The sequence below is a fragment of the Paractinoplanes rhizophilus genome, from assembly GCF_042664765.1.
Lineage (GTDB): Bacteria > Actinomycetota > Actinomycetes > Mycobacteriales > Micromonosporaceae > Actinoplanes > Actinoplanes rhizophilus.
Map to the genome: position 1 here is coordinate 58,029 of NZ_JBHTBJ010000022.1, position 19,531 is coordinate 77,559.

At 72.4% G+C, this 19,531-nt stretch carries 15 protein-coding genes; 9 read left to right on the plus strand and 6 right to left on the minus strand.

Features of this window, described 5'->3' with window-relative positions; genetic code table 11:
* Positions 1 to 2: 2 nt before the first annotated feature.
* From ACFQS1_RS25800 to ACFQS1_RS25820, 5 genes are all read right to left on the minus strand, one after another.
* The gene (locus tag ACFQS1_RS25800) at positions 3 to 218 is read right to left on the minus strand and encodes a hypothetical protein (protein WP_378972986.1); all 216 of its coding nucleotides are present in this window, start codon (positions 216 to 218) and stop codon (positions 3 to 5) included.
* Between the two features lie 14 nt (positions 219 to 232).
* Positions 233 to 3,391, minus strand: coding sequence for a cyclic nucleotide-binding protein (locus ACFQS1_RS25805; RefSeq protein ID WP_378972989.1), 3,159 nt, complete (start codon positions 3,389 to 3,391; stop codon positions 233 to 235).
* 281 nt (positions 3,392 to 3,672) lie between these two features.
* Positions 3,673 to 5,298, minus strand: coding sequence for a S1C family serine protease (locus ACFQS1_RS25810; RefSeq protein ID WP_378972992.1), 1,626 nt, complete (start codon positions 5,296 to 5,298; stop codon positions 3,673 to 3,675).
* A gap of 114 nt (positions 5,299 to 5,412) precedes the next feature.
* Complete coding sequence (locus tag ACFQS1_RS25815; RefSeq protein ID WP_378972995.1) at positions 5,413 to 6,972, minus strand: sensor histidine kinase; 1,560 nt, start codon at positions 6,970 to 6,972, stop codon at positions 5,413 to 5,415.
* A gap of 7 nt (positions 6,973 to 6,979) precedes the next feature.
* Positions 6,980 to 7,693, minus strand: coding sequence for a response regulator transcription factor (locus tag ACFQS1_RS25820; protein ID WP_378972997.1), 714 nt, complete (start codon positions 7,691 to 7,693; stop codon positions 6,980 to 6,982).
* A gap of 136 nt (positions 7,694 to 7,829) precedes the next feature.
* Here ACFQS1_RS25820 and ACFQS1_RS25825 point away from each other — a divergent pair, with 136 nt between their 5' ends.
* From ACFQS1_RS25825 to ACFQS1_RS25860, 8 genes are all read left to right on the plus strand, one after another.
* Positions 7,830 to 8,495 carry a hypothetical protein gene (locus ACFQS1_RS25825; RefSeq protein ID WP_378973000.1) on the plus strand — a complete coding sequence of 222 codons (666 nt, stop codon included), beginning with the start codon at positions 7,830 to 7,832 and terminating at the stop codon, positions 8,493 to 8,495.
* A 40-nt stretch (positions 8,496 to 8,535) separates the two neighbouring features.
* Entirely contained in the window at positions 8,536 to 9,453 is a 918-nt protein-coding gene (locus tag ACFQS1_RS25830; RefSeq protein WP_378973002.1) for an ABC transporter ATP-binding protein, read from the plus strand.
* Complete coding sequence (locus ACFQS1_RS25835; protein WP_378973004.1) at positions 9,450 to 10,274, plus strand: ABC transporter permease; 825 nt, start codon at positions 9,450 to 9,452, stop codon at positions 10,272 to 10,274. Before ACFQS1_RS25830 ends, ACFQS1_RS25835 begins: the two co-directional genes overlap by 4 nt.
* 121 nt (positions 10,275 to 10,395) lie before the next feature.
* Positions 10,396 to 14,106 carry a multifunctional oxoglutarate decarboxylase/oxoglutarate dehydrogenase thiamine pyrophosphate-binding subunit/dihydrolipoyllysine-residue succinyltransferase subunit gene (locus ACFQS1_RS25840; protein ID WP_378973100.1) on the plus strand — a complete coding sequence of 1,237 codons (3,711 nt, stop codon included), beginning with the start codon at positions 10,396 to 10,398 and terminating at the stop codon, positions 14,104 to 14,106.
* Positions 14,107 to 14,157: 51 nt separating this feature from the next.
* Positions 14,158 to 14,337 carry a DUF6104 family protein gene (locus ACFQS1_RS25845; protein WP_378973006.1) on the plus strand — a complete coding sequence of 60 codons (180 nt, stop codon included), beginning with the start codon at positions 14,158 to 14,160 and terminating at the stop codon, positions 14,335 to 14,337.
* Positions 14,324 to 14,881: a hypothetical protein gene (locus ACFQS1_RS25850; RefSeq protein ID WP_378973009.1), complete on the plus strand. Its 558-nt coding sequence runs from the start codon at positions 14,324 to 14,326 to the stop codon at positions 14,879 to 14,881. Before ACFQS1_RS25845 ends, ACFQS1_RS25850 begins: the two co-directional genes overlap by 14 nt.
* A gap of 43 nt (positions 14,882 to 14,924) precedes the next feature.
* A complete protein-coding gene (pta, locus tag ACFQS1_RS25855) occupies positions 14,925 to 17,009 on the plus strand; it encodes a phosphate acetyltransferase (protein WP_378973011.1) in 2,085 nt (694 codons plus the stop codon).
* Positions 17,006 to 18,115, plus strand: coding sequence for an acetate/propionate family kinase (locus ACFQS1_RS25860; RefSeq protein ID WP_378973014.1), 1,110 nt, complete (start codon positions 17,006 to 17,008; stop codon positions 18,113 to 18,115). Before pta ends, ACFQS1_RS25860 begins: the two co-directional genes overlap by 4 nt.
* 27 nt (positions 18,116 to 18,142) lie before the next feature.
* On the opposite strand, the gene ACFQS1_RS25865 is transcribed toward ACFQS1_RS25860, so the two are convergent.
* A complete protein-coding gene (locus ACFQS1_RS25865; protein ID WP_378973016.1) occupies positions 18,143 to 18,307 on the minus strand; it encodes a hypothetical protein in 165 nt (54 codons plus the stop codon).
* Between the two features lie 132 nt (positions 18,308 to 18,439).
* On the opposite strand from ACFQS1_RS25865, the gene ACFQS1_RS25870 reads away from it, so the two are divergent.
* A complete protein-coding gene (locus ACFQS1_RS25870; RefSeq protein ID WP_378973018.1) occupies positions 18,440 to 19,471 on the plus strand; it encodes an alpha/beta hydrolase family protein in 1,032 nt (343 codons plus the stop codon).
* Positions 19,472 to 19,531: the final 60 nt, after the last annotated feature.

A 19,531-nucleotide genomic window follows, 5' to 3' on the forward strand; every position in this document is an offset into this window, starting at 1 on the left:
GGTCAGTCCAGTTCCGGCATCGCCACGGGGGACGGACGTGGCCGGCAAGTGCCGCATCGCACGGCGTCCTCGACGACGAGCGCCTCCACCCGGCGCCGCGAGTCGGAGTGGCTCACCTGGAGGATGTACGGCCCGAACCGGGCGTGATCGGGGCAGACCGCCCGCCCGCAGAAGCGGCAGGCGGCCCGGGCGGACTCGGCGCAGAACCAGCAGAGCACGCCCCCGACGTTACCTAGGGCGCGGGACTGCCCTCTATAGACGAAGTTTCGGGCGTCGTCGTGGTCGACTCGGTCTCCGAGGGCGTCGGACTCGTCGTCGGCGGGGTCGACCCCGGAGTCGTCGGCGACCTCGTCGGCGGCGGAGCCTTGGTGGTGGTCGGACGCGTCGTGGGCGGCCGCGTGGTGGTGGCCTCCTGCGTCGGCGCCGTCGTGGTCGGCTCGCCGGTCGGCGCAGTCGTCGGGGCCGGCGCGGTGGTCGCCGCCGGATCGCTGGTGACGCTCGCCGAGGGCGCGACGCTCGGCTCCGCCGAGGTGGTCGCCTCCTCCGACGGCGCCGGCTCCTCGGACGGGGTGGCCTCCTCCGACGGCGGCGTCACCGGCACGCCGTCACCGCAGCTCAGGTCGCCGCCGGTCGCCTTGGTCACGGCGCCGCCCACCGCAACCTCGCCGGTGGACACGGTCACCGCGTCGGCCTCGACCGCATACCAGGCGGCGCCCGCGTTGACCACCGGGCCCGATGCCCGGTCGCCCGATGCCCGGTCGACCGTGAGCCGCAGCGGGTGGAAGGCCCCGCTGGTGCCGGTCGTGTCGGCGAGCACCCGGCCGGCCCGCAGCGTCAGCGCGCCGGTCGGCGACTGGTGTCGCCCGCTGCCGACCGCCAGGCCGTCGAGCCGAAGTCGCGACCCCGCGCAGAGCACGGTCACCCCGCCGCCCGGGAAGATCAGCTCGGCCTTCGACCCGGTGGGCACCTCGACCTGCAGGCCCGGACCGACATACCGCGACGAGCCACTCTCGAACGTCTCCACCGACCCGCCGTCGGTGGCGTTCACCCGGCCCCGGTCGACCGTAAGCAGCACCTGGTCGCGGGGCATCTCGGCCCATGCCGGTCCGGGCCGGAAGCTGAGCCCGACCAGCACCAGCGCCACCGCCAGCAGGATCACCGTGAGCCACCACAGCCGGCTCTCGAACCGGCGGTCGATCGACTGGTCGCCGAGTCCCGCGGGCGGGCCGGGCGGCACCTTGAGCGGCGGGTAGGCGCTGGTCGCCGGCGAGCCGGGGCGCAGGACGCCGACCGGCATCGGGGATCCGGGGCGGTGCGCGGCGCCGACCAGCGGCGGCAGGTCGGAGGCGTCGGGCAGGACCCAGAGGCGTACGGGGGTGAGGGTCTGCGCGACCATGCCCGGCTCGCCGTCGCCGACCGGGCCGACCAGCGTGCCGCGCCGCAGCTCCACGCCGTCGGGCATGGCGATCACGCCGGACTCGACGACGACCGCGTGGGTGGGGCCGGGCAGGACCACCGGCGCGCCTGGCTCGAGGTCGACCGGGTGCGCCGAGGCGATCAGCGCGAGCCGCTGGTCGACGGCGAGGCCGGCCAGCGCCGGGGTGTCCGCGAACAGCGCCTCGGCCTCGGCCCGGTCCTGCGGGGGCGGCCCGGGCAGCGGCCCGACCACGCTCGCCACGGTGGCGCTCGGGATGTAGAGCAGGGACGTGCCGGCCGTGTGCCAATCGAGCTGGGTGGAGCGGCCGGTGATCGCGTTGACCAGCCCCACGACGCCGCCGGGGCCGACGTGGTGGCGGACCGTGCCGGGCGGGTCGCCGGGCTTGCGGCCCTGCAGCGCGCCCTCGACGACCACGTAGACGGCCGACTGCGGACCACCCGCCTGCACCACCTGGCGGCCGGTCGGCGGGTGCACCCAGCGGGCCCGGGCGGCGAGGCCGGCCAGCGCCGGGTCGGGCAGGCCGCCCAGGTCGGAGGCGCGCAGCGCGGCGATCCGGCGCGGGCTGTCGTTCTCGCGGTCGCTCTCGGCGTGCTGCCGCCGCGAGCGGCGCCACCAGCGGGTGAGGCGGGCCAGCACGAAGAAGACGGCGGGCGCGCCGAGCCCGAGGACGATCAGGATCAGCAGCAGGCCGCCGAGCAACCCGGTCAGGCCGGTGGCCAGGCCCGAGATGCGGTCCGCGAACACTCGGTAGGTGAGCACGGCGGCGAGCGCGAGCCACGCCATCGAGAGCACGCCGTACATGGCGATGAGCCGGCCCTCGCGGTCGAGCGCCGACCAGCGCGGCGGGCGCCCGCGCAGCCGGCCGCCCACCCAGGCGAGGGCGCGTGCGCGCAGCTGCGGAATCTCCAGCCAGTCCATCAGCAGGTAGTGCCCGTCGAGCGGCAGGATCGGGCTGAGCTGGAAGAACGCGTTCAGGTAGCACAGAAAGGCGAGCTTGAACGCGAGCCCGGACAGCGCCGGGATCGCCAGGCCGCCGAGCTGCGCGAGCCCGGCCAGCATCAGCACGCTGCCGGGTCCGGCCGCGGCCACCAGGATGCGGGCGCGGCGGCCGGCCATCCAGACGTCGGTGGTGTCGACGAAGAACGACGGGATGCCGACATGGACGAGCAGGCCGGCGGCGGGCACCTCGCGCCCGGCGGCCTTGGTGGCGAGCCCCCGGGCGAGCTCATGGGTGACCAGGACGAGCGCGTTGAGGACGACCAGCACGACCGCGCCCAGCAGATACGAGTCGCCGGTGAGGAAGAGCGAGCGGCTGCCGCGGACCCAGGTCGCGACGAACAGGCCGAGGCCGAGCACCGCGAGCGCGGCGGTGGCGACGAACGCGCCGGTGCCGAAGAGGAGCCGGCCGCCGGCTCGGTAGAGGGCGGTCATCAGGCCGTCGGCGTCGAAGACCAGCATCCGGCGGCCGCGCGCCGCGGCGGCCATCGAGTTGCCGACCCGCTCGGGCAGCGCCTTGCGCCGGGCCTCCTGCACCGGGCGGAACGCGTCGGTGGGCAGCTCGTCGAGCATGCGGTTGCCGGCCAGGTCGGCCACCACGCGGCGGACCTCGTCGGGGGCGAGTCGCCCGGCGATGCGGGCGAACTCGGCGACCAGCCGGGCCACCGTGCTCTGCCCGTCCATCAGCAGGGCGAGCTGCCACTCCTCGGTGGTGAGCCGCAGGTATCCGGCGCGCGAGCCGCTGTCGGGCGAGCGCAGCATGATGTATTCGTCGCCGCGGGCGGAGGTCAGCTGCACCGCCTCGATGCCGGCGCGCAGCACCGGCCGGGCCCGGACCGGGTTGAGCCGATCGACGACGGCGCCCCACAGACCGGGGTCAGCGGGCCCGCCGGGCTCGCCCGGCGCCCGTCCGGCCAGGGCTTCCCAGACGTTCATCCGGGTCTCGACGTAGGTCACCTGAGGGGGCCTCTCACTGAACCTGTCAACGTGGCCAGGGCGGCAGCTCCGGCACCGGGCGGCGGCGCGCAACCTCTGGCCCGACGCCAGGTGACAGATTCCCCCGTCGCCGCCGATGGCGGAATGGAGAGTAGGCGGTCGGCCACCGGAAACGCGAGTCCCGGGCGGCGAATCGCGGCTGTTGCCCGAGAAAGTCCGTGAATAGCGGCATACATGGCGAGCGGCGCGCGGCGTGACAACCCCCTTGTCACACCGCCCGCCGCCACGGGGTGGGAACGGCCCTACTCGGCCTCGGCCAAAGTGACCGTGACCTGCTTCTTCTCCCCGCCCCGGGTGAAGTCGATGGTCATCTTCTGGCCGACCGTGCCGGCCTGCACCGCGGCGACCAGGTCGTTGGAGTCGTCGATCGCCTTGCCGTCGACCGCGGTGACCACGTCGCCCTGCTGGAGGCCGGCCTTGGCGGCCGCGCTGTTGGCCGTGACGGTGGAGACGAGCGCGCCGCCGTTCTCGGCGTCGGTGACGCTGACGCCGAGCGCCGGGTGGCTCACCTTCTTGCCGGCCATCAGGTCGTTGGCCACCTTGCTGGCCTTGTCGCTGGGGATCGCGAAGCCGAGGCCGATGTTGCCGGAGCTCTGGCCCTGGGTGGCGATCGCCGAGTTGATGCCGATGACCTCGCCGTTGACGTTGACCAGGGCGCCGCCGGAGTTGCCCGGGTTGATCGGCGCGTCGGTCTGCAGCAGGCCGGACATCGTGGTGGTGCCGGACTGCTGCGGTGGCTGGTTGCCGCCGAACGGACTCTGCTGCCGGTCGTCGTCGCTGGAGGACTGGATGGTGCGGTCCTTGGCGCTGATGATGCCGGCGGTGACCGACCCCTCGAGGCCGAGCGGGCTGCCGATCGCCAGCACGGTGTCGCCCACCTGCATCTTGGCGCTACTGCCGAACTTCGCCGCGTGCAGGCCCGAGACGCCGCTCGCCTTCACCACGGCCAGGTCGGTGCGCGGGTCGGTGCCGACGATGCCGGCCTGCACCTTCTTGCCGTCGGCGAAGATCACCGTCACGGTGTCGCCCTGCGCGGTCGCGACCACGTGGTTGTTGGTGACGATGTAGCCGTCGGCGGTGAGGATCACGCCGGATCCCTCGCCCGACCCGGTGGTGATCGACACGACGCTGTCCTGGACCGACGAGGCGATCTGGGAGAGCGACGAGCGGTCGACCACGCGGGTGACCGAGGAGTTGCTCGTCTGCGCCGTCGGGTTGGCGCCGTCGTCGTCGAAGGCCAGCGCGGTCGCGGCGCCCACGCCGCCCGCGGCCAGCGCGATCAGCACGGCGGCGGCGCCGGCCGCGAAGATCTTGCGGCCCCGGCCGGGGCGCGGCGGCTGCTGGCCGGCGCCGACCGGAGCGGCCCAGGCCGGCTGACCTCCGGTGGGCTGCCAGGCCGGCTGACCCTCGGCGGCCTGCCAGGCCGGCTGACCCTCGGCGGCCTGCCAGGCCGGCTGACCCTCGGCGGGCGGCTGGGGCTGGGCGGCCGGCTGGGGCTGGGCGGGCGCGCCGTTCCAGCCGTTCGCGTAGGCGGACTGCTGCGCGTACTGCTGGTGATAGGCGTGCTGCTGCCCATACGGCTGCTGATAGCCCGGCTGCTGCCACGGCGATTGCGGGGCCTGCGGCGGCTGAGGGGCCTGCGGCGGCCACGGCGTGCCGGACTGAGGCGCACCCGACGCCGGGGCGCTCCACTGCGACTGCGTGGCGGCGCCGGGGTGGCCGGCGTGCGGCTGCACGGCGACGGTCGGATGCTCGGACACGCCCCGCTCCGGGCTGCTGCTCTCCGGGGAGGCGCTGCTGCTCTCCTGGGGGGCGCTGCCCTCAGCGGAGGCATCCGCGGTGCGCGGGTCGGTCTCGTTCTCGTTCATGACACCCACCTTGCCCCGTCGTTCTCGTATCGCACTGTGTTACGCCTGGACGTTTTCTGTGAAGCTTTACCGGGATTTACGGCCTTTGCCAAAGCAGCAGCGGCGGCCCGTCCCCTACTTCGACTCCTCCGCCACGGTGGGCAAGGTGACCCGGAAGGTGGCGCCCTGGCCGCGCTCGCTGATCACCTCGACCGTGCCCTGATGCGAGCGCACGATCGCCGCGACGATGGCGAGCCCCAGGCCGGTGCCGGACTTGGTGCGGTCGGTGCGCCGGGTGCGGGCCTCGTCGACGCGGTAGAAGCGCTCGAAGACGTGTGCCTTCTGCTCCGGGGAGAGGCCCGGGCCGGTGTCGCTGATCTCGATGATCGCCCGGTGACCCGGCTCGGCGAACAGCCGCAGCGTCACCTTGGCGTCCGGCGGGGTGTGCACCAGCGCGTTGGTCATCAGGTTGCCGATCACCTGCCGCAGCCGCGCGTCGTCGCCGTACGCCACGAGCTTGTCCGGCTCGTCGCGGACCTCGAGGGTGATGTCCCGATCGGGCGCCATCGCCTCGGCGGCCTGCACCGCGTCGAGCGCGAGCACTGGCAGCTCGACCGGACCGAGGTTGAGCGGCCGCTCGCGGTCGAGCCGGGCGAGCAGCAGCAGGTCCTCCACGAGCAGACCCATCCGGGCGGCCTCGTCCTCGATCCGGCGGACCAGCTTGGCCACCTCCTCGGGGTCGGTGACGGCGCCCTGGCGGTACAGCTCGGCGAAGCCGCGGATGGTGGTGAGCGGGGTGCGCAGCTCGTGCGACGCGTCGGCGACGAACTGCCGCATCTTGGCCTCGGAGGCCAGCGCCCGCGCCTCGGAGGCCTTGGCCGCCTCGGCCGCGTGCCGGGCCGCCTGCTCGGACTCGGCCCGCGCGATGAACGCCGCCTCGATCTGGGCCAGCATCGCGTTCAGCGCGCGGGAGAGCCGGCCCAGCTCGGTGGTGGGCTCGACGCCGTCGTGGTCCTCGGGGTCGGGGACGCGCTGGGTGAGGTCGCCGGCGCCGATCGCGGCGGCGGTCCGCTCGATCTGCAGCAGCGGGATCAGGCTCTGCCGCACCAGCGCCGCGCCGACCGAGGCGAGCGCGATCAGCACCCCCACGCCGACCAGCACGTCCGCCCGGACCAGCCGGGCGATCGCCTCGTCGATGCCGGTCATCCGCTGCCCGACGTAGAGCCAGCTGCCGTTCTCCGCCTGGACGACCAGCATCCGCCACAGGGACCGGCCGTCGACCGAGCGGACCGTGTACGGCGTGTCCAGGTGCGCGTTGATCTCGGCGAAGTCGGTCAGGAACGGCGGCTGATCCCCCGGGGAGGTGGCGAGGCTGGCGGGGTAGACCGGGCCGAGGCCGGTGGTCGACTTCTCGGCGGCCATGAAGTCCGGCGGCCCCACCACCGTGTACTGCTTGTTGATGTTCAGCGCCTGGGCGCGCTGGGTCACCACCGAGGTTTCCGCGAACGTGTGCAGCTGCGCGTCCATCCGCGAGATGAGGTAGTTGTGCAGCGCGTACGTGCTCGCCAGGCTGATCAGCGTGAGCGCCGCGAGGACCAGGATCAGCACCGACGCGACCAGCTTGGTGCGCAGCGAGACGCGGCGCAGATTGGGCTGCGGCGGGAGGGAGCCACGCACCCGCTCGGTCAACGTCACCGCGAGCTCAGACGGCGGGTTTGCGCAGCACGTATCCGACGCCGCGCAGGGTGTGGATCAGGCGCGGCTGCACGTTGTCGACCTTGCGCCGCAGGTACGAGATGTACGACTCGACGATGTTGTCGTCGCCGCGGAAGTCGTACTTCCACACGTGGTCGAGGATCTGCGCCTTGGAGAGCACGCGGTTGGCGTTGAGCATCAGGTAGCGCAGGAGCTTGAACTCGGTCGGCGACAGCTGCACCCGGTTGCCGGCCCGGTAGACCTCGTGCGTCTCCTCGTCGAGCTCGAGGTCGGCGAAGACCAGGCGGGACGGCTCCTCGTCACCCGCGGTGGTGCGGCGGAGCACGGCCCGGATGCGGGCGGTGAGCTCCTCGAGGCTGAACGGCTTGGTCACGTAGTCGTCGCCGCCGAGCGTGAGCCCGCGGATCTTGTCGTCGGTGCCGTCGCGGGCGGTCAGGAAGACCACCGGCGTGCGCTGCCCGCCCTCGCGCATGAGCCGGATGACCTCGAAACCGTCGAGGTCGGGCAGCATGACGTCGAGGACGACCAGGTCGGGCGTCGCGTTCTTCGCCGCGCTGACGGCAGCGCTGCCGCTGGTGGCGGTGCTGACGTCGAACCCGGCGAAGCGCAGGCTGGCGGAAAGAAGCTCCAGGATGTTGGCGTCGTCCTCGACGACGAGGAGCTTCGCCTCACTCTGCTTGGGCTGGGTCTGAGCTGCCATGACACCCATTCTTGAACAATCCGCTGCAATCCCGCTGCACAGCGACTGAAAGTTGTCTGTGAAAGTATTCAGACTACGCGGATCGGCGGCACCCGGACGGACCGGCCGGTGAACGCCGTGTGCGAGCCTTCCAGGCATGAGGATTCCGGCACGCTTCAACGGCCCACCGGGCAGTGGCAACGGCGGATGGTCGGCCGGCGCGTTCGCCGCCGCGGCGGGAGCGCGGGCCGGCGGGCCGGCGGTGGAGGTGACGCTGCGGGTGCCGCCGCCGTTGGACACCGAACTTTCGGTTACTCACGAAGACGTACGCGATGGGTCCGGATCTTTGATCGCGGAGCTGGCGCCGGCCGATCGGGCTGATTTTTCGGAATTCCCGGGTTTTGTGCCGTTCGCCGAGGCCGTCGAGGCCTCGCGCGGCTACCCGGGGTTCGCGGCGCACCCCTTCCCCACCTGTTTCGTGTGCGGCCCGCAGCGCCCGGACGGCCTGCGGATCTTTCCCGGGCCGCTCGGCGACGGCCGGACGGCGGCGCCCTGGACGGTGCCGGCCGATGTCGAGTTGGCGACTATCTGGGCGGCGCTCGACTGCCCCGGCGGCTGGACCGCGATGGCGCAGGGCCGGACGTTCGTGCTCGGCCGGATCGCGGTCACCGTCGCTGAGCTGCCCGGACCCGGCGCGAGCTGCGTCGTGGCCGGGCGGATGTCGGCGACTTCCGGCCGCAAGGCCATGGTCGATTCCATCCTGTACGCCGAGAGCGGCGCGCCGATGGCAGCGGCTCGGGCCACGTGGATAGCGGTGGCCTAGTACCTTGATCCTTCAGCCAGGGCGGAAGGGAGCAGCCGCGATGAGCGGGCCAGCGACCGACGACATCGTCGTCGATCACCTCACCAAGCAGTACAAGAAGCTGCGCGCGGTGGACGACCTCAGCTTCGCCGTCCGCTCCGGGCGCGTCACCGGGTTCCTCGGGCCCAACGGCGCCGGCAAGACCACCACCCTGCGCATGCTGCTCGGGCTGGTCACGCCGACCGCCGGCACCGCCACCATCGGCGGCCGCAAGTACGTCGACCTGCCCGACCCGATCCGGCGCGTGGGCGCGGTCCTCGAGGCGTCCAGCGCGCACCGCGGCCGCACCGGGCGCAACCACCTGCGGATGATCTGCAAGGCGGCCGGCCTGCCCGAGACGCGGGCCGACGAGGTGCTCGAGCTGACCGGGCTCACCCCGGCCGCCAAGCGCAAGTTCAAGGGCTACTCGCTCGGCATGAAGCAGCGGCTCGGCATCGCCGCCGCCATGCTCGGCGACCCGCGGGTGCTGGTGCTCGACGAGCCGGCCAACGGCCTCGACCCCGAGGGCATCCGCTGGATGCGTGACCTGCTCAAGGCCCTCGCGGCCGAGGGGCGCACGGTGCTGGTCTCCAGCCACCTGCTCGGCGAGATGCAGCTGCTCGCCGACGACGTGGTGATCGTGGCGGCCGGCAAGCTGATCCGGCAGGGGCCGGTCGACGAGGTGCTCGGCTCGATGGGCACGTCCCAGGTGCGGGTGCGCACGCCGCAGGCCGCCGAGCTGGGCGACGCGCTCAGCAAGCTGGGCGCCACGGTCTCGCCCCAGCCCGACGGCGCGCTGCTGGTCGGCGGCGTCGAGGCGGCCGCGATCGGGCACGCCGCCTTCACCGCCTCGGTCGAGCTGCACGAGCTCACCCCCGAGCGCGGCGATCTCGAACAGGTCTTCCTTCAGCTCACGGCGGGAATGGCGGGCATCCGATGAGACTGGTCAACGCCGAGCTCTTCAAGATCCGCACCACCGCGCTCTGGTGGATCATGGGCATCATCCTGCTCCCGCTCTACGCGGCCAGCCTCGGCTTCAACTGGCTGACCTCGTACGCGTACCTCAGCGGCCAGGCCGACGGCGGTGGCGCGGACGCGCAGGCGCAGATCGACGCGGCCGCCCAGCCGATCAACATCGCCACCAACCTGTACACCACCGGGCAATACATGGGCGTGCTGATCGTCCTGCTGCTCTCCGCGATCATCGTGACCAGCGAGTTCTTCCACCTCACCGCGACCACCACGTTCCTGGTGACGCCGCGGCGGGAGGCGGTCATCCTGGCCAAGCTCGGCGCCGGGATCATCGTGGCGCTGGTGGTCTGGGTGGTCACCACGCTGCTCAACCTGATCCTGGTCCCGATCATCCTGGACGCGCTGAACGTTCCGGTCCAGCTCGGCGAGCCGGCGGTCTGGCGGGCCATCGGGCTGAACGCGCTGGCCTTCGGGCTGTGGGCGGTGCTCGGCGTCGGCCTCGGCGTGCTCATTCGCAGTCAGCTGGCGGCGACGCTGACGCTCGCGATCGTCTACACGGTCGGTGCCGCGGTGATCGGCGGGATCTTCCAGCTGCTCGCCAGCCAGGTGGCCGAGTGGATCGGGAAGCTCCAGGTGCTGGTGCCGACCACGGCGTCGCAGCTGATGCTCGCGGGAACCGAGTTGCCCGGCAACCCTCCGCGCTGGGTCGGCGCCGTCGTGTTGATCGGTTACGCGGTGATCGCCGGGGTCGTCGGCACGCTGATCACCAAGCGCCGCGACATCTCCTAGCCCGGCCGCCCGCAGCGGCGGACCGGGCCCGGGACGCGTAGCCTTGACACCGAATTCTTCCCGTCCCATGTGACGAAACAGTCGCGTGCTGACAAACACGGTGAAAGAGGCGAACACGAAAGTGTCGACCCAGCAGCAGACTTCGCATGACAACCCACTCGCGGACTTCGGTCCCAACGAGTGGATCGTCGACGAGATGTACCAGCGCTACCTGGCCGACCCCACGAGCGTCGACCCGGCGTGGCACGACTTCTTCGCCGACTACAAGCCGGCGATGGCCACCGGTTCGATCGTCACGCCGGATGAGGCGACCGCCGCGAACGCGACCGCCTCCGCGGCCCGCGCCGGCACGGATGCCCCCGCCGCGACGACCGTGGCCCCGGTCAAGCCGACCGTGCCGGAAACTGCGAAGCCTGCTCCGAAGCCCGCGCCGGCCGCCAAGCCCGCGCCCGCCGCCGCGAACGGCAAGGCCCCCGAGGGTGCCAAGATCACCACGCTGCGCGGCGTCGCTGCCAAGATCGTGCAGAACATGGACTCCTCGCTCGAGGTGCCCACCGCGACGTCGGTGCGCGCGGTCCCGGCCAAGCTGATGGTCGACAACCGCATCGTGATCAACAACCACCTCGCCCGCGGGCGCGGTGGCAAGGTCAGCTTCACCCACCTCATCGGCTGGGCGCTGGTCCGCGCCGTGGTGGCCCACCCCGAGATGAACAACTCGTTCGCCCAGATCGACGGCAAGCCCGCGATGGTCGCGCCCGAGCACATCAACCTCGGCATCGCCATCGACCTGGCCAAGAAGGACGGCTCCCGCACGCTGGTCGTCCCGTCCATCAAGAACTGCGAGACGATGGACTTCCGCAAGTTCTGGCAGGCGTACGAGGACGTCGTGCGGCGCGCCCGCCGCAACGAGCTGACCATGGACGACTACACCGGCACCACGATCTCGCTGACCAACCCGGGCGGCATCGGCACGGTCCATTCGATCCCGCGCCTGATGGCCGGGCAGAGCGCGATCATCGGCGTCGGCGCGATGGAGTACCCGGCGCAGAACGCCGGGATGAGCGACGACACCCTCGCCGAGATCGGCGTCAGCAAGGTCACCACGCTCACCAGCACCTACGACCACCGGGTCATCCAGGGCGCCCAGTCCGGCGAGTTCCTCAAGGTGATGCACGAGCTGCTGCTCGGCGAGCACGGCTTCTACGACGACATCTTCACCTCGCTGCGGATTCCGTACGAACCCGTCCGCTGGGTGCGCGACGTGGCCCGCACCTCCGAGGGCCAGATCGACAAGGCCGCGCGGGTGGTGGAGCTGATCCACGCGTACCGGGTGCGTGGCCACCTGATGGCCGACACCGACCCGCTCGAGTTCGAGATCCGCCGCCACCCCGACCTCGACGTGCTCCAGCACGGCCTGACCCTGTGGGACCTCGACCGCACGTTCCCGGTCGGCGGCTTCGCCGGCAAGCAGCGGATGAAGCTGCGCGACGTGCTGGGCGTGCTGCGCGACACCTACTGCCGCCGGGTCGGCATCGAGTACATGCACATCCAGGGCCCCGAGGAGCGGCGCTGGATCCAGGACCGCATCGAGATCAAGTACGCCAAGCCCGACCAGGACGAGCAGAAGCACATCCTCAACCGGCTCAACGCGGCCGAGGCCTTCGAGACCTTCCTGCAGACCAAGTTCGTCGGCCAGAAGCGCTTCTCGCTGGAGGGCGGCGAGTCGCTGATCCCGCTGCTCGACGCGGTGCTGCAGTCCTCGGCCGAGGCCGGGCTCGACGAGATGGTCATCGGCATGGCCCACCGCGGCCGGCTGAACGTGCTGGCCAACATCGTCGGCAAGCCGTACGAGAAGATCTTCTACGAGTTCGAGGGTCAGATGGACCCGAAGTCGGCCCACGGCTCCGGCGACGTCAAATACCACCTCGGCCAGACCGGCAAGTACACGACGCCGGACGGCGAGCACTCCACCACGATCAGCGTGGTGGCCAACCCGTCCCACCTCGAGGCCGTCGACCCGGTGCTGGAGGGCATCGTCCGGGCCAAGCAGGACCGCCTCGACCTCGGCCTGCACGGTTACACGGTGCTCCCGGTGCTGGTGCACGGCGACGCCGCGTTCGCCGGCCAGGGCGTGGTCGCCGAGACGCTGAACCTCTCCCAGCTGCGGGGGTACCGCACCGGCGGCACGGTCCACGTGATCGTCAACAACCAGGTCGGCTTCACTACCGCGCCGGAATACAGTCGCTCGTCGATGTACTCGACCGACGTGGCGCGGATGATCCAGGCGCCGATCTTCCACGTGAACGGCGACGACCCCGAGGCCGTCGTGCGGGTCGCCAAGCTGGCCTTCGAGTACCGCCAGGCGTTCAACAAGGACGTCGTCATAGACATGGTCTGCTACCGCCGGCGCGGCCACAACGAGGGCGACGACCCGTCGATGACCAACCCGCGGATGTATCAGATCATCGACACCAAGCGCTCGGTGCGAAAGCTCTACACCGAGGAGCTGATCGGCCGCGGCGACATCACCGTCGACGACGCCCAGGAGCAGCTGCGCGACTACCAGTCCCAGCTCGAGCAGGTCTTCAAGGCCACCCGCGACGCCGCCGGCTCCCCGCCCCGGCCGCGGGTCATCTCCGACGAGGCCGAGCCGCAGGTCGACACCGCGGTCGACGCGTCCGTGGTGCGCTCGGTCGGCCAGGCGCACGTCGAGCTGCCCGAGGGCTTCACCCCGCACAAGCGGGTCCAGCAGCTGCTCGAGCGGCGGGCCAAGATGGCCAACGAGGGCGGCATCGACTGGGCGTTCGGCGAGCTGGTCGCGTTCGGCTCGCTGCTGAGCGAGGGCGTCACCGTGCGGCTGGCCGGGCAGGACTCGCGCCGCGGCACGTTCGTCTCCCGGCACGCCTCGATCGTCGACGCCAAGACCGGCAAGGACTTCCTGCCGCTGTCGTCGCTGGCCACCGGCAACGCCCGGTTCTTCGTGCACGACTCGCTGCTGTCCGAGTACGCGGCGATGGGCTTCGAGTACGGCTACTCGGTGGAGAACCCGGACGCGCTGGTCCTCTGGGAGGCGCAGTTCGGCGACTTCGCCAACGGCGCCCAGTCGATCGTGGACGAGTTCATCTCCTCCGGCGAGGTGAAGTGGGGCCAGCAGTCGTCGCTGGTGCTGCTGCTCCCGCACGGCCAGGAGGGCCAGGGCCCCGACCACTCGTCCGGCCGGCCCGAGCGCTTCCTGCAGCTCTGCGCGCAGGACAACATGCGGGTGGCGAACGTGACCACCCCGGCGAACTACTTCCACGTGCTGCGCCGCCAGGCCCTGTCGAGCAAGCGCAAGCCGCTGGTGGTGTTCTCGCCCAAGTCGCTGCTGCGGCACAAGCTGGCCACCTCCTCGGTGGCCGACTTCACCCAGGGCACGTTCCAGCCGGTGATCGGCGACGCCGGCATCAACGGCACGCCGCTCGACGCGAAGTCGGTCCGGCGGGTGCTGCTCTGCTCGGGCAAGGTCTACTACGACCTGTTCCAGGCCCGCGCCGAGCGCGGCATCACCGACACCGCGATCATCCGGATGGAGCAGATCTACCCGCTGCCGGTGGCCGAGCTCAAGGCGATCCTGGCGCAGTACCCGGACGCCGAGGACTTCGCCTGGGTCCAGGAGGAGCCGGCCAACCAGGGCGCCTGGTCGTTCGTGGCGCTCAACCTGCTCGAGCACCTCGAGGGCGTGCGGCTGCGGCGCATCTCGCGCCCGGCGGCGGCCGCCCCGGCGGTCGGGTCGGCCAAGATGCACGACGCCGAGCAGGCGGCGCTGATCGAAGCCGCGCTGCCCCGCCCGTGAGTCGACGGGGGCGCCTCGCCGCGGCGAGGCGCCCCCTCTTACTATCCGGGCATGTACTTCACCGATCGGGGCATCGAGGAGCTGGTCGACCGGCGCGGCGAGGAAACCGTCACGCTCGAGTGGCTGGGCGAGCAACTGCGCACCTTCGTCGACCTCAACCCGGAGTTCGAGACGCCGATCGAGCGGCTCGCCACCTGGCTGGCCCGCCACGACGAGGATGACGAGGAGTGACTCGCCGCGCCCCCTCCGCCGTCTGGAGCGGGCGCCCGGTGTCACGGTTCCGGATTCCTGGTGGGCGCGCGTCCCCGCGGTCAAGGCGCTGCCGGATGTGCTCCGGGTGGTGCGGACGCCGGGGAAGCGGGTCAACTCGTACTTCCTGCGGGCCGAGACCATGCACGGGCTGTACACGTACCTCGAGAGCCTCCCCGGATCCCCCGACCACGACCTGCACGAGCGCAGCCACGGCGAGGGCTTCCTGACCCTGCTGGAGCGCAAGTTCCGGGGGTACGGGTTCTATCTCATGGACGAGCCGGAAGCGCCGCTGTCGTTCACCTCGACGCTGCGGCTGGTGGCCCACCTCGACCAGCTTCGCCTGGCCGGCGCCCAGGTCGTGGTCGCGACGCATTCGCCGCTGCTCACCGCGCTGCCGGGGGCGACGATCCTGGAGCTCGGGGAGCACGGCATCCGGCGTACGCCATGGGATGATCTTGAATTGACCGCACGCTGGCGGCTCTTCCTCGCGTCGCCGGAGAGCTACCTGCGACACATGCTGTAGGGACTTTGTACCCGGTGCCGTTCGCCCCGCGGCCGGTAGGTTGATGGACGTGGCACGAAGCGTCTATGTGGCCGGGCTGGGCCCGGGCGTCGGCAAGGGCACCGTCGCGCTCGGGCTGGTCGAGCTCCTCTCCCGGCAGGTGGCGCGCATCGGCGTGTTCCGCCCGCTGCTCTCCGGTCCGGGCGACGACCCGCTGCTCTCCCTGCTGACCGAGCGATATCCGGTGATGGCGCCCTACGCCGACTCCTACGGCGTGACCGCGGCCGAGGCCGGCTCGCTGATCGCCGACGGCAAGTGGGAGGAGCTGATCGGCCGGATCGTGGGGCGCTACCGCGAGGTGGAGCGGCGCTGCGCCTCGGTCGTGGTGATCGGCAGCGACTTCGCGGGCGGGCCGTCGTCCTCCTCCGCCGACGAGATCCCTCGCGAGCTCGGCTTCAACGCCCGGCTCGCCACCGAGTTCGGCAGCGTCGTCATCCCGGTGATCAGCGGCGAGGGGCGCACCGAGGAGACGCTGGGGGCGGCCGCCCGCAGCGCGTACCACTCGCTGACCGACCTCGGCGCGACCGTGCTCGCGGTGATCGCCAACCGGGTGCCCGACGGGCGTTGCGCGCCGACCGCCGGCCTGCCCGTGCCGACCTGGTCGATCCCCGAGGTCGCGGCGGTGGCCGCGCCGACCGTGGCCGAGGTGGCCGCCGCGCTCGGCGGCACCGTGGTCACCGGCGGCGACGGCGCCCTCGACCGCGACGTGCTCGACTACGTGGTCGGCGCCGCGCACGTGCCGATGCTGCTCGAGCACCTGACCGACGGCGCGTTGATGATCACCCCCGGCGACCGGGCCGACCTGCTGGTGGCCGCCAGCGCCGCGCACGCCGCCGGCAACGTCACGCTCTCCGGGCTGGTGCTGACGCTCGGCGAGTTCCCCGACCCGCGCGCGGTCGAGGTGATCGAGCGGCTCAACACCGGCCTGGCGATGCTGGTGGTGCCGACCGACAGCTACCACACGATCGCCGCCGCCGGCCGCATCGAGGCCCGGCTGAGCACCCGTACCCCGCGCAAGGTCGAGGCCGCGATCGGCGCGTTCGAGCAGAGCGTCGACACCGCCGAGCTGGCCCGCCTGCTCGACGTGGCCCGCTCGACCCGGGTCACCCCGCTGATGTTCGAGAACGATCTGATCGACCGCGCTCGCGCCGACCGGCGGCACCTGGTGCTGCCCGAGGGCACCGACGAGCGCATCCTGCGGGCCACCGAGACGCTGCTGCGCCGCGGGGTCGCCGACCTGACGCTGCTCGGCGACCCGGCCGAGATCGGCCGCCGGGCCCGCGAGCTCGGCGTCTCGATCGGGGACGCCCGGCTGGTCGACCCCTCGGCGTCCGAATGGCGTGACCGGTTCGCGGCCCGTTACGCCGAGCTGCGCAAGAAGCGGGGCGTCACCCTCGATCTCGCGTACGACGTGGTCCGGGACGTGAACTACTTCGGCACGATGATGGTCGCCGAAGGGCTCGCCGACGGCATGGTGTCGGGGGCCAACCACACCACCGCGGCCACCATCCGGCCGGCCTTCGAGATCATCAAGACGGTGCCCGAGGTGTCGGTCGCGTCCAGCGTGTTCTTCATGCTGCTCGCCGACCGGGTGCTGGTCTACGGCGACTGCGCGGTCAACCCCGACCCCGACGCCGAGCAGCTGGCCGACATCGCGCTCTCCTCGGCGCGTACCGCGGCGGCGTTCGGCATCGAGCCGCGGGTGGCCATGCTGTCCTACTCGACCGGCAGCTCCGGCGCGGGCGCCGACGTGGAGAAGGTCGCGGCGGCCACCGCGCTGGTGCGCTCGCGGCAGCCCGACCTGCCGGTGGAGGGGCCGATCCAGTACGACGCGGCGATCGACCCGGCGGTCGCGGCGACGAAGCTGCCGTCGAGCGAGGTGGCCGGCAAGGCCACGGTGTTCGTGTTCCCCGACCTGAACACCGGGAACAACACGTACAAGGCGGTCCAGCGCTCGGCCGGGGCGGTCGCGGTCGGGCCGGTCATGCAGGGGCTGCGGCGGCCGGTCAACGACCTGTCCCGGGGCGCGACGGTCAAGGACATCGTCAACACGGTGGCGATCACGGCGATTCAGGCGGCGGTGCGATGACCCGGGTGCTGGTGCTCAACAGCGGATCCTCGTCGGTGAAATACCGGCTCTTCGACGGCGCCGAGACGGCCGCGAAGGGGCTGGTCGAGCGGATCGGCGAGCCCGGCGGCGACGCGGCCGACCACCGGGGCGCGCTGCAGCGCATCCTGGAGTCCATCCCGGCGGACGGCCTCGCCGCGGTGGGCCATCGGGTCGTGCACGGCGGTCCCGACTTCACCGAGCCGACGGTGGTCGACGACGCGGTGCTCGCCCGGATCGAGGCGCTGGTCCCGCTCGCGCCGCTGCACAACCCGGCCGCGGTCAGCGGCATCGAGGTGGCCCGCAAGCTGCTGCCCGAGCTGCCGCAGGTGGCGGTGTTCGACACGGCGTTCCACGCGACCATCCCGGCGGCCGGCGTGACCTGGGCGATCGACGCCGAGCTGGCGTCGCGATGGCAGATCCGGCGATACGGCTTTCACGGCACGTCGCACGCGTACGTGGCCCGGCGCACCGCCGAGCTGCTGGGCCGCCCCTCCGCCGAGACGAACGTGATCACGCTGCACCTGGGCAACGGCGCGAGCGCGTGCGCCGTCGAGGGCGGCCGGAGCGTGGCCACCTCGATGGGGATGTCGCCGCAGGGCGGCCTGGTGATGGGCACGCGCAGCGGCGAGATCGACCCCACGGTCGTGTTCCACCTGCACCGGGTGGCCGGCATGCCGATCGAGGAGATCGAGCGGTCGCTCACCCGCGAGGCCGGGCTGCTCGGGCTGACCGGCGAGAACGACCTGCGGGCCGTGCTGCGGCGGCGCGCCGAGGGCGACCCGGTGGCCGGGCTGGCCGTCGACGTCTACACCCGGCGGATCCGCGAGTACGTGGGCGCCTACCTGGCCGTCCTCGGAAGGGTGGACGCGATCACGTTCACCGCGGGCGTCGGGGAGAACTCTCCGGACGTCCGCGGCGAATCGCTCTCGGGGCTGGAGGCACTGGGGATCGCGGTCGACCCGGCACGCAACGCGGCGGGCGACACGTTCATCTCGCCCGGCGGCGCGCCGGTGGCGGTGTGCGTGGTGCCGACCGACGAGGAGCTGGAGATCGCGAACCAGTCGCGCGCCGCGCTCGGCCGTTAAGCCGCCCGGCCGGCCGGACGCCAGGCCTCAGGACGCCAGCCAGACGATCACGGCGATGAGCACCACGGCCACGACCACGCCGGTCACGATCAGCGGGGTCTTGGACGCGGTGGATGCGGGCTCCGGCGGGGTGCTCTGGAAGGCGCGGAAGGCCTCGGTGTTGCCGCTCGGGTCGACGCTGTTGTCAGACATGCGCAAGACCATAGCGAAAAGACGCCCGTCCGTTGCGCCCCGCACCGCCCGGTCGTTTCGCCTACCAGGACGAATGCTCCCGGTCCGGGGATTTCACCCCTTGGTGGGCGCGTCGCGCCGTAACTTCGGACCATGGGGACGCGGGGGCGGGCGAGCGGGCTGGCACTCGCGCTCGCCATCACGCTGACGGCCGCCGGTTGCTTCGGTCCGCCGTCCCCGCCGTCCCCGCCGTCCCCGGCGCCGGCCCCGCCGCCCGCGGCCGTGACGCCGTCCCCGGCGCCGGTGACCCAGCTCACCTACGCGGTGGGCGCTCGCATCCTGCGCCTCGAGCGGGGCGCCGACCGGCCGCTGCCGACCCTGCTCTTCTACCCGGTGGGGCAACCCACCGCCGCCGCCGGGGACGTCGGCGCCGCCGCTGCCGGCGAGCGTCCCCCGCCCGGCCGGACGGAGCCCGCCCGGCGGAAGCGCGTGCACGTCGTGCAGGGGAAGCTGGCCTGGACGGCCCGGCCGCCGGCCACGGGCCGGTTCCCGCTGGTGCTCTTCTGCCACGGGCTGAGCGGCTCCCCCGAGCGCTACGCCGACGCGCTGGCCGGGTGGGCGGCCGCCGGGTTCGTCGTGGCCGCGCCGACGTTCCCGCACACGAGCGAGTTCACCGACGACTTCCGGCGGCCGGACATCGTCAACCAGCCCGCCGACGCCCGCTACGTGCTCGCCCGCGTGCAGGCGCTCGGCCGTACCCGGGGCGACCCGCTGTGGCATCGCATCGACACCGACCACATGGCCCTGATCGGGCACTCGGCCGGCGGATACACCGCGACCGGGCTGCTCACCGCCGGGCACGACCCGCGCCTGCGGGCCGGCGTCATCATGGCCGGCTGGGCGGCGAAGGGCGCCTTCGCCGGACCGCCCGCGACCATGCTGTTCCTGCAGGGAACCGCCGACCCGATCGTGCGGGTGGCGGCCAGTCGCCGGTTGTTCGCCCGGGTGCCGTGGCCCAAGTCGTACCTGCTGATGCGGCACAACTCGCACGCCACCTACCTGCGGCCCGGCGACATCGGCTACTCGCTCATGCGCTCCACCGTGATCGCCTTCCTGCGCTGGACGCTGACGGGCGACGAGCCGGCCCGTGGGATGCTCCCGCACATCGTCTATCCGGTCGCTTGAGTGCGGGCGGGTGCGCCGGCGTACGGTGATCGCGGGTCTCGTCGCGACGGCCGCGGCGAG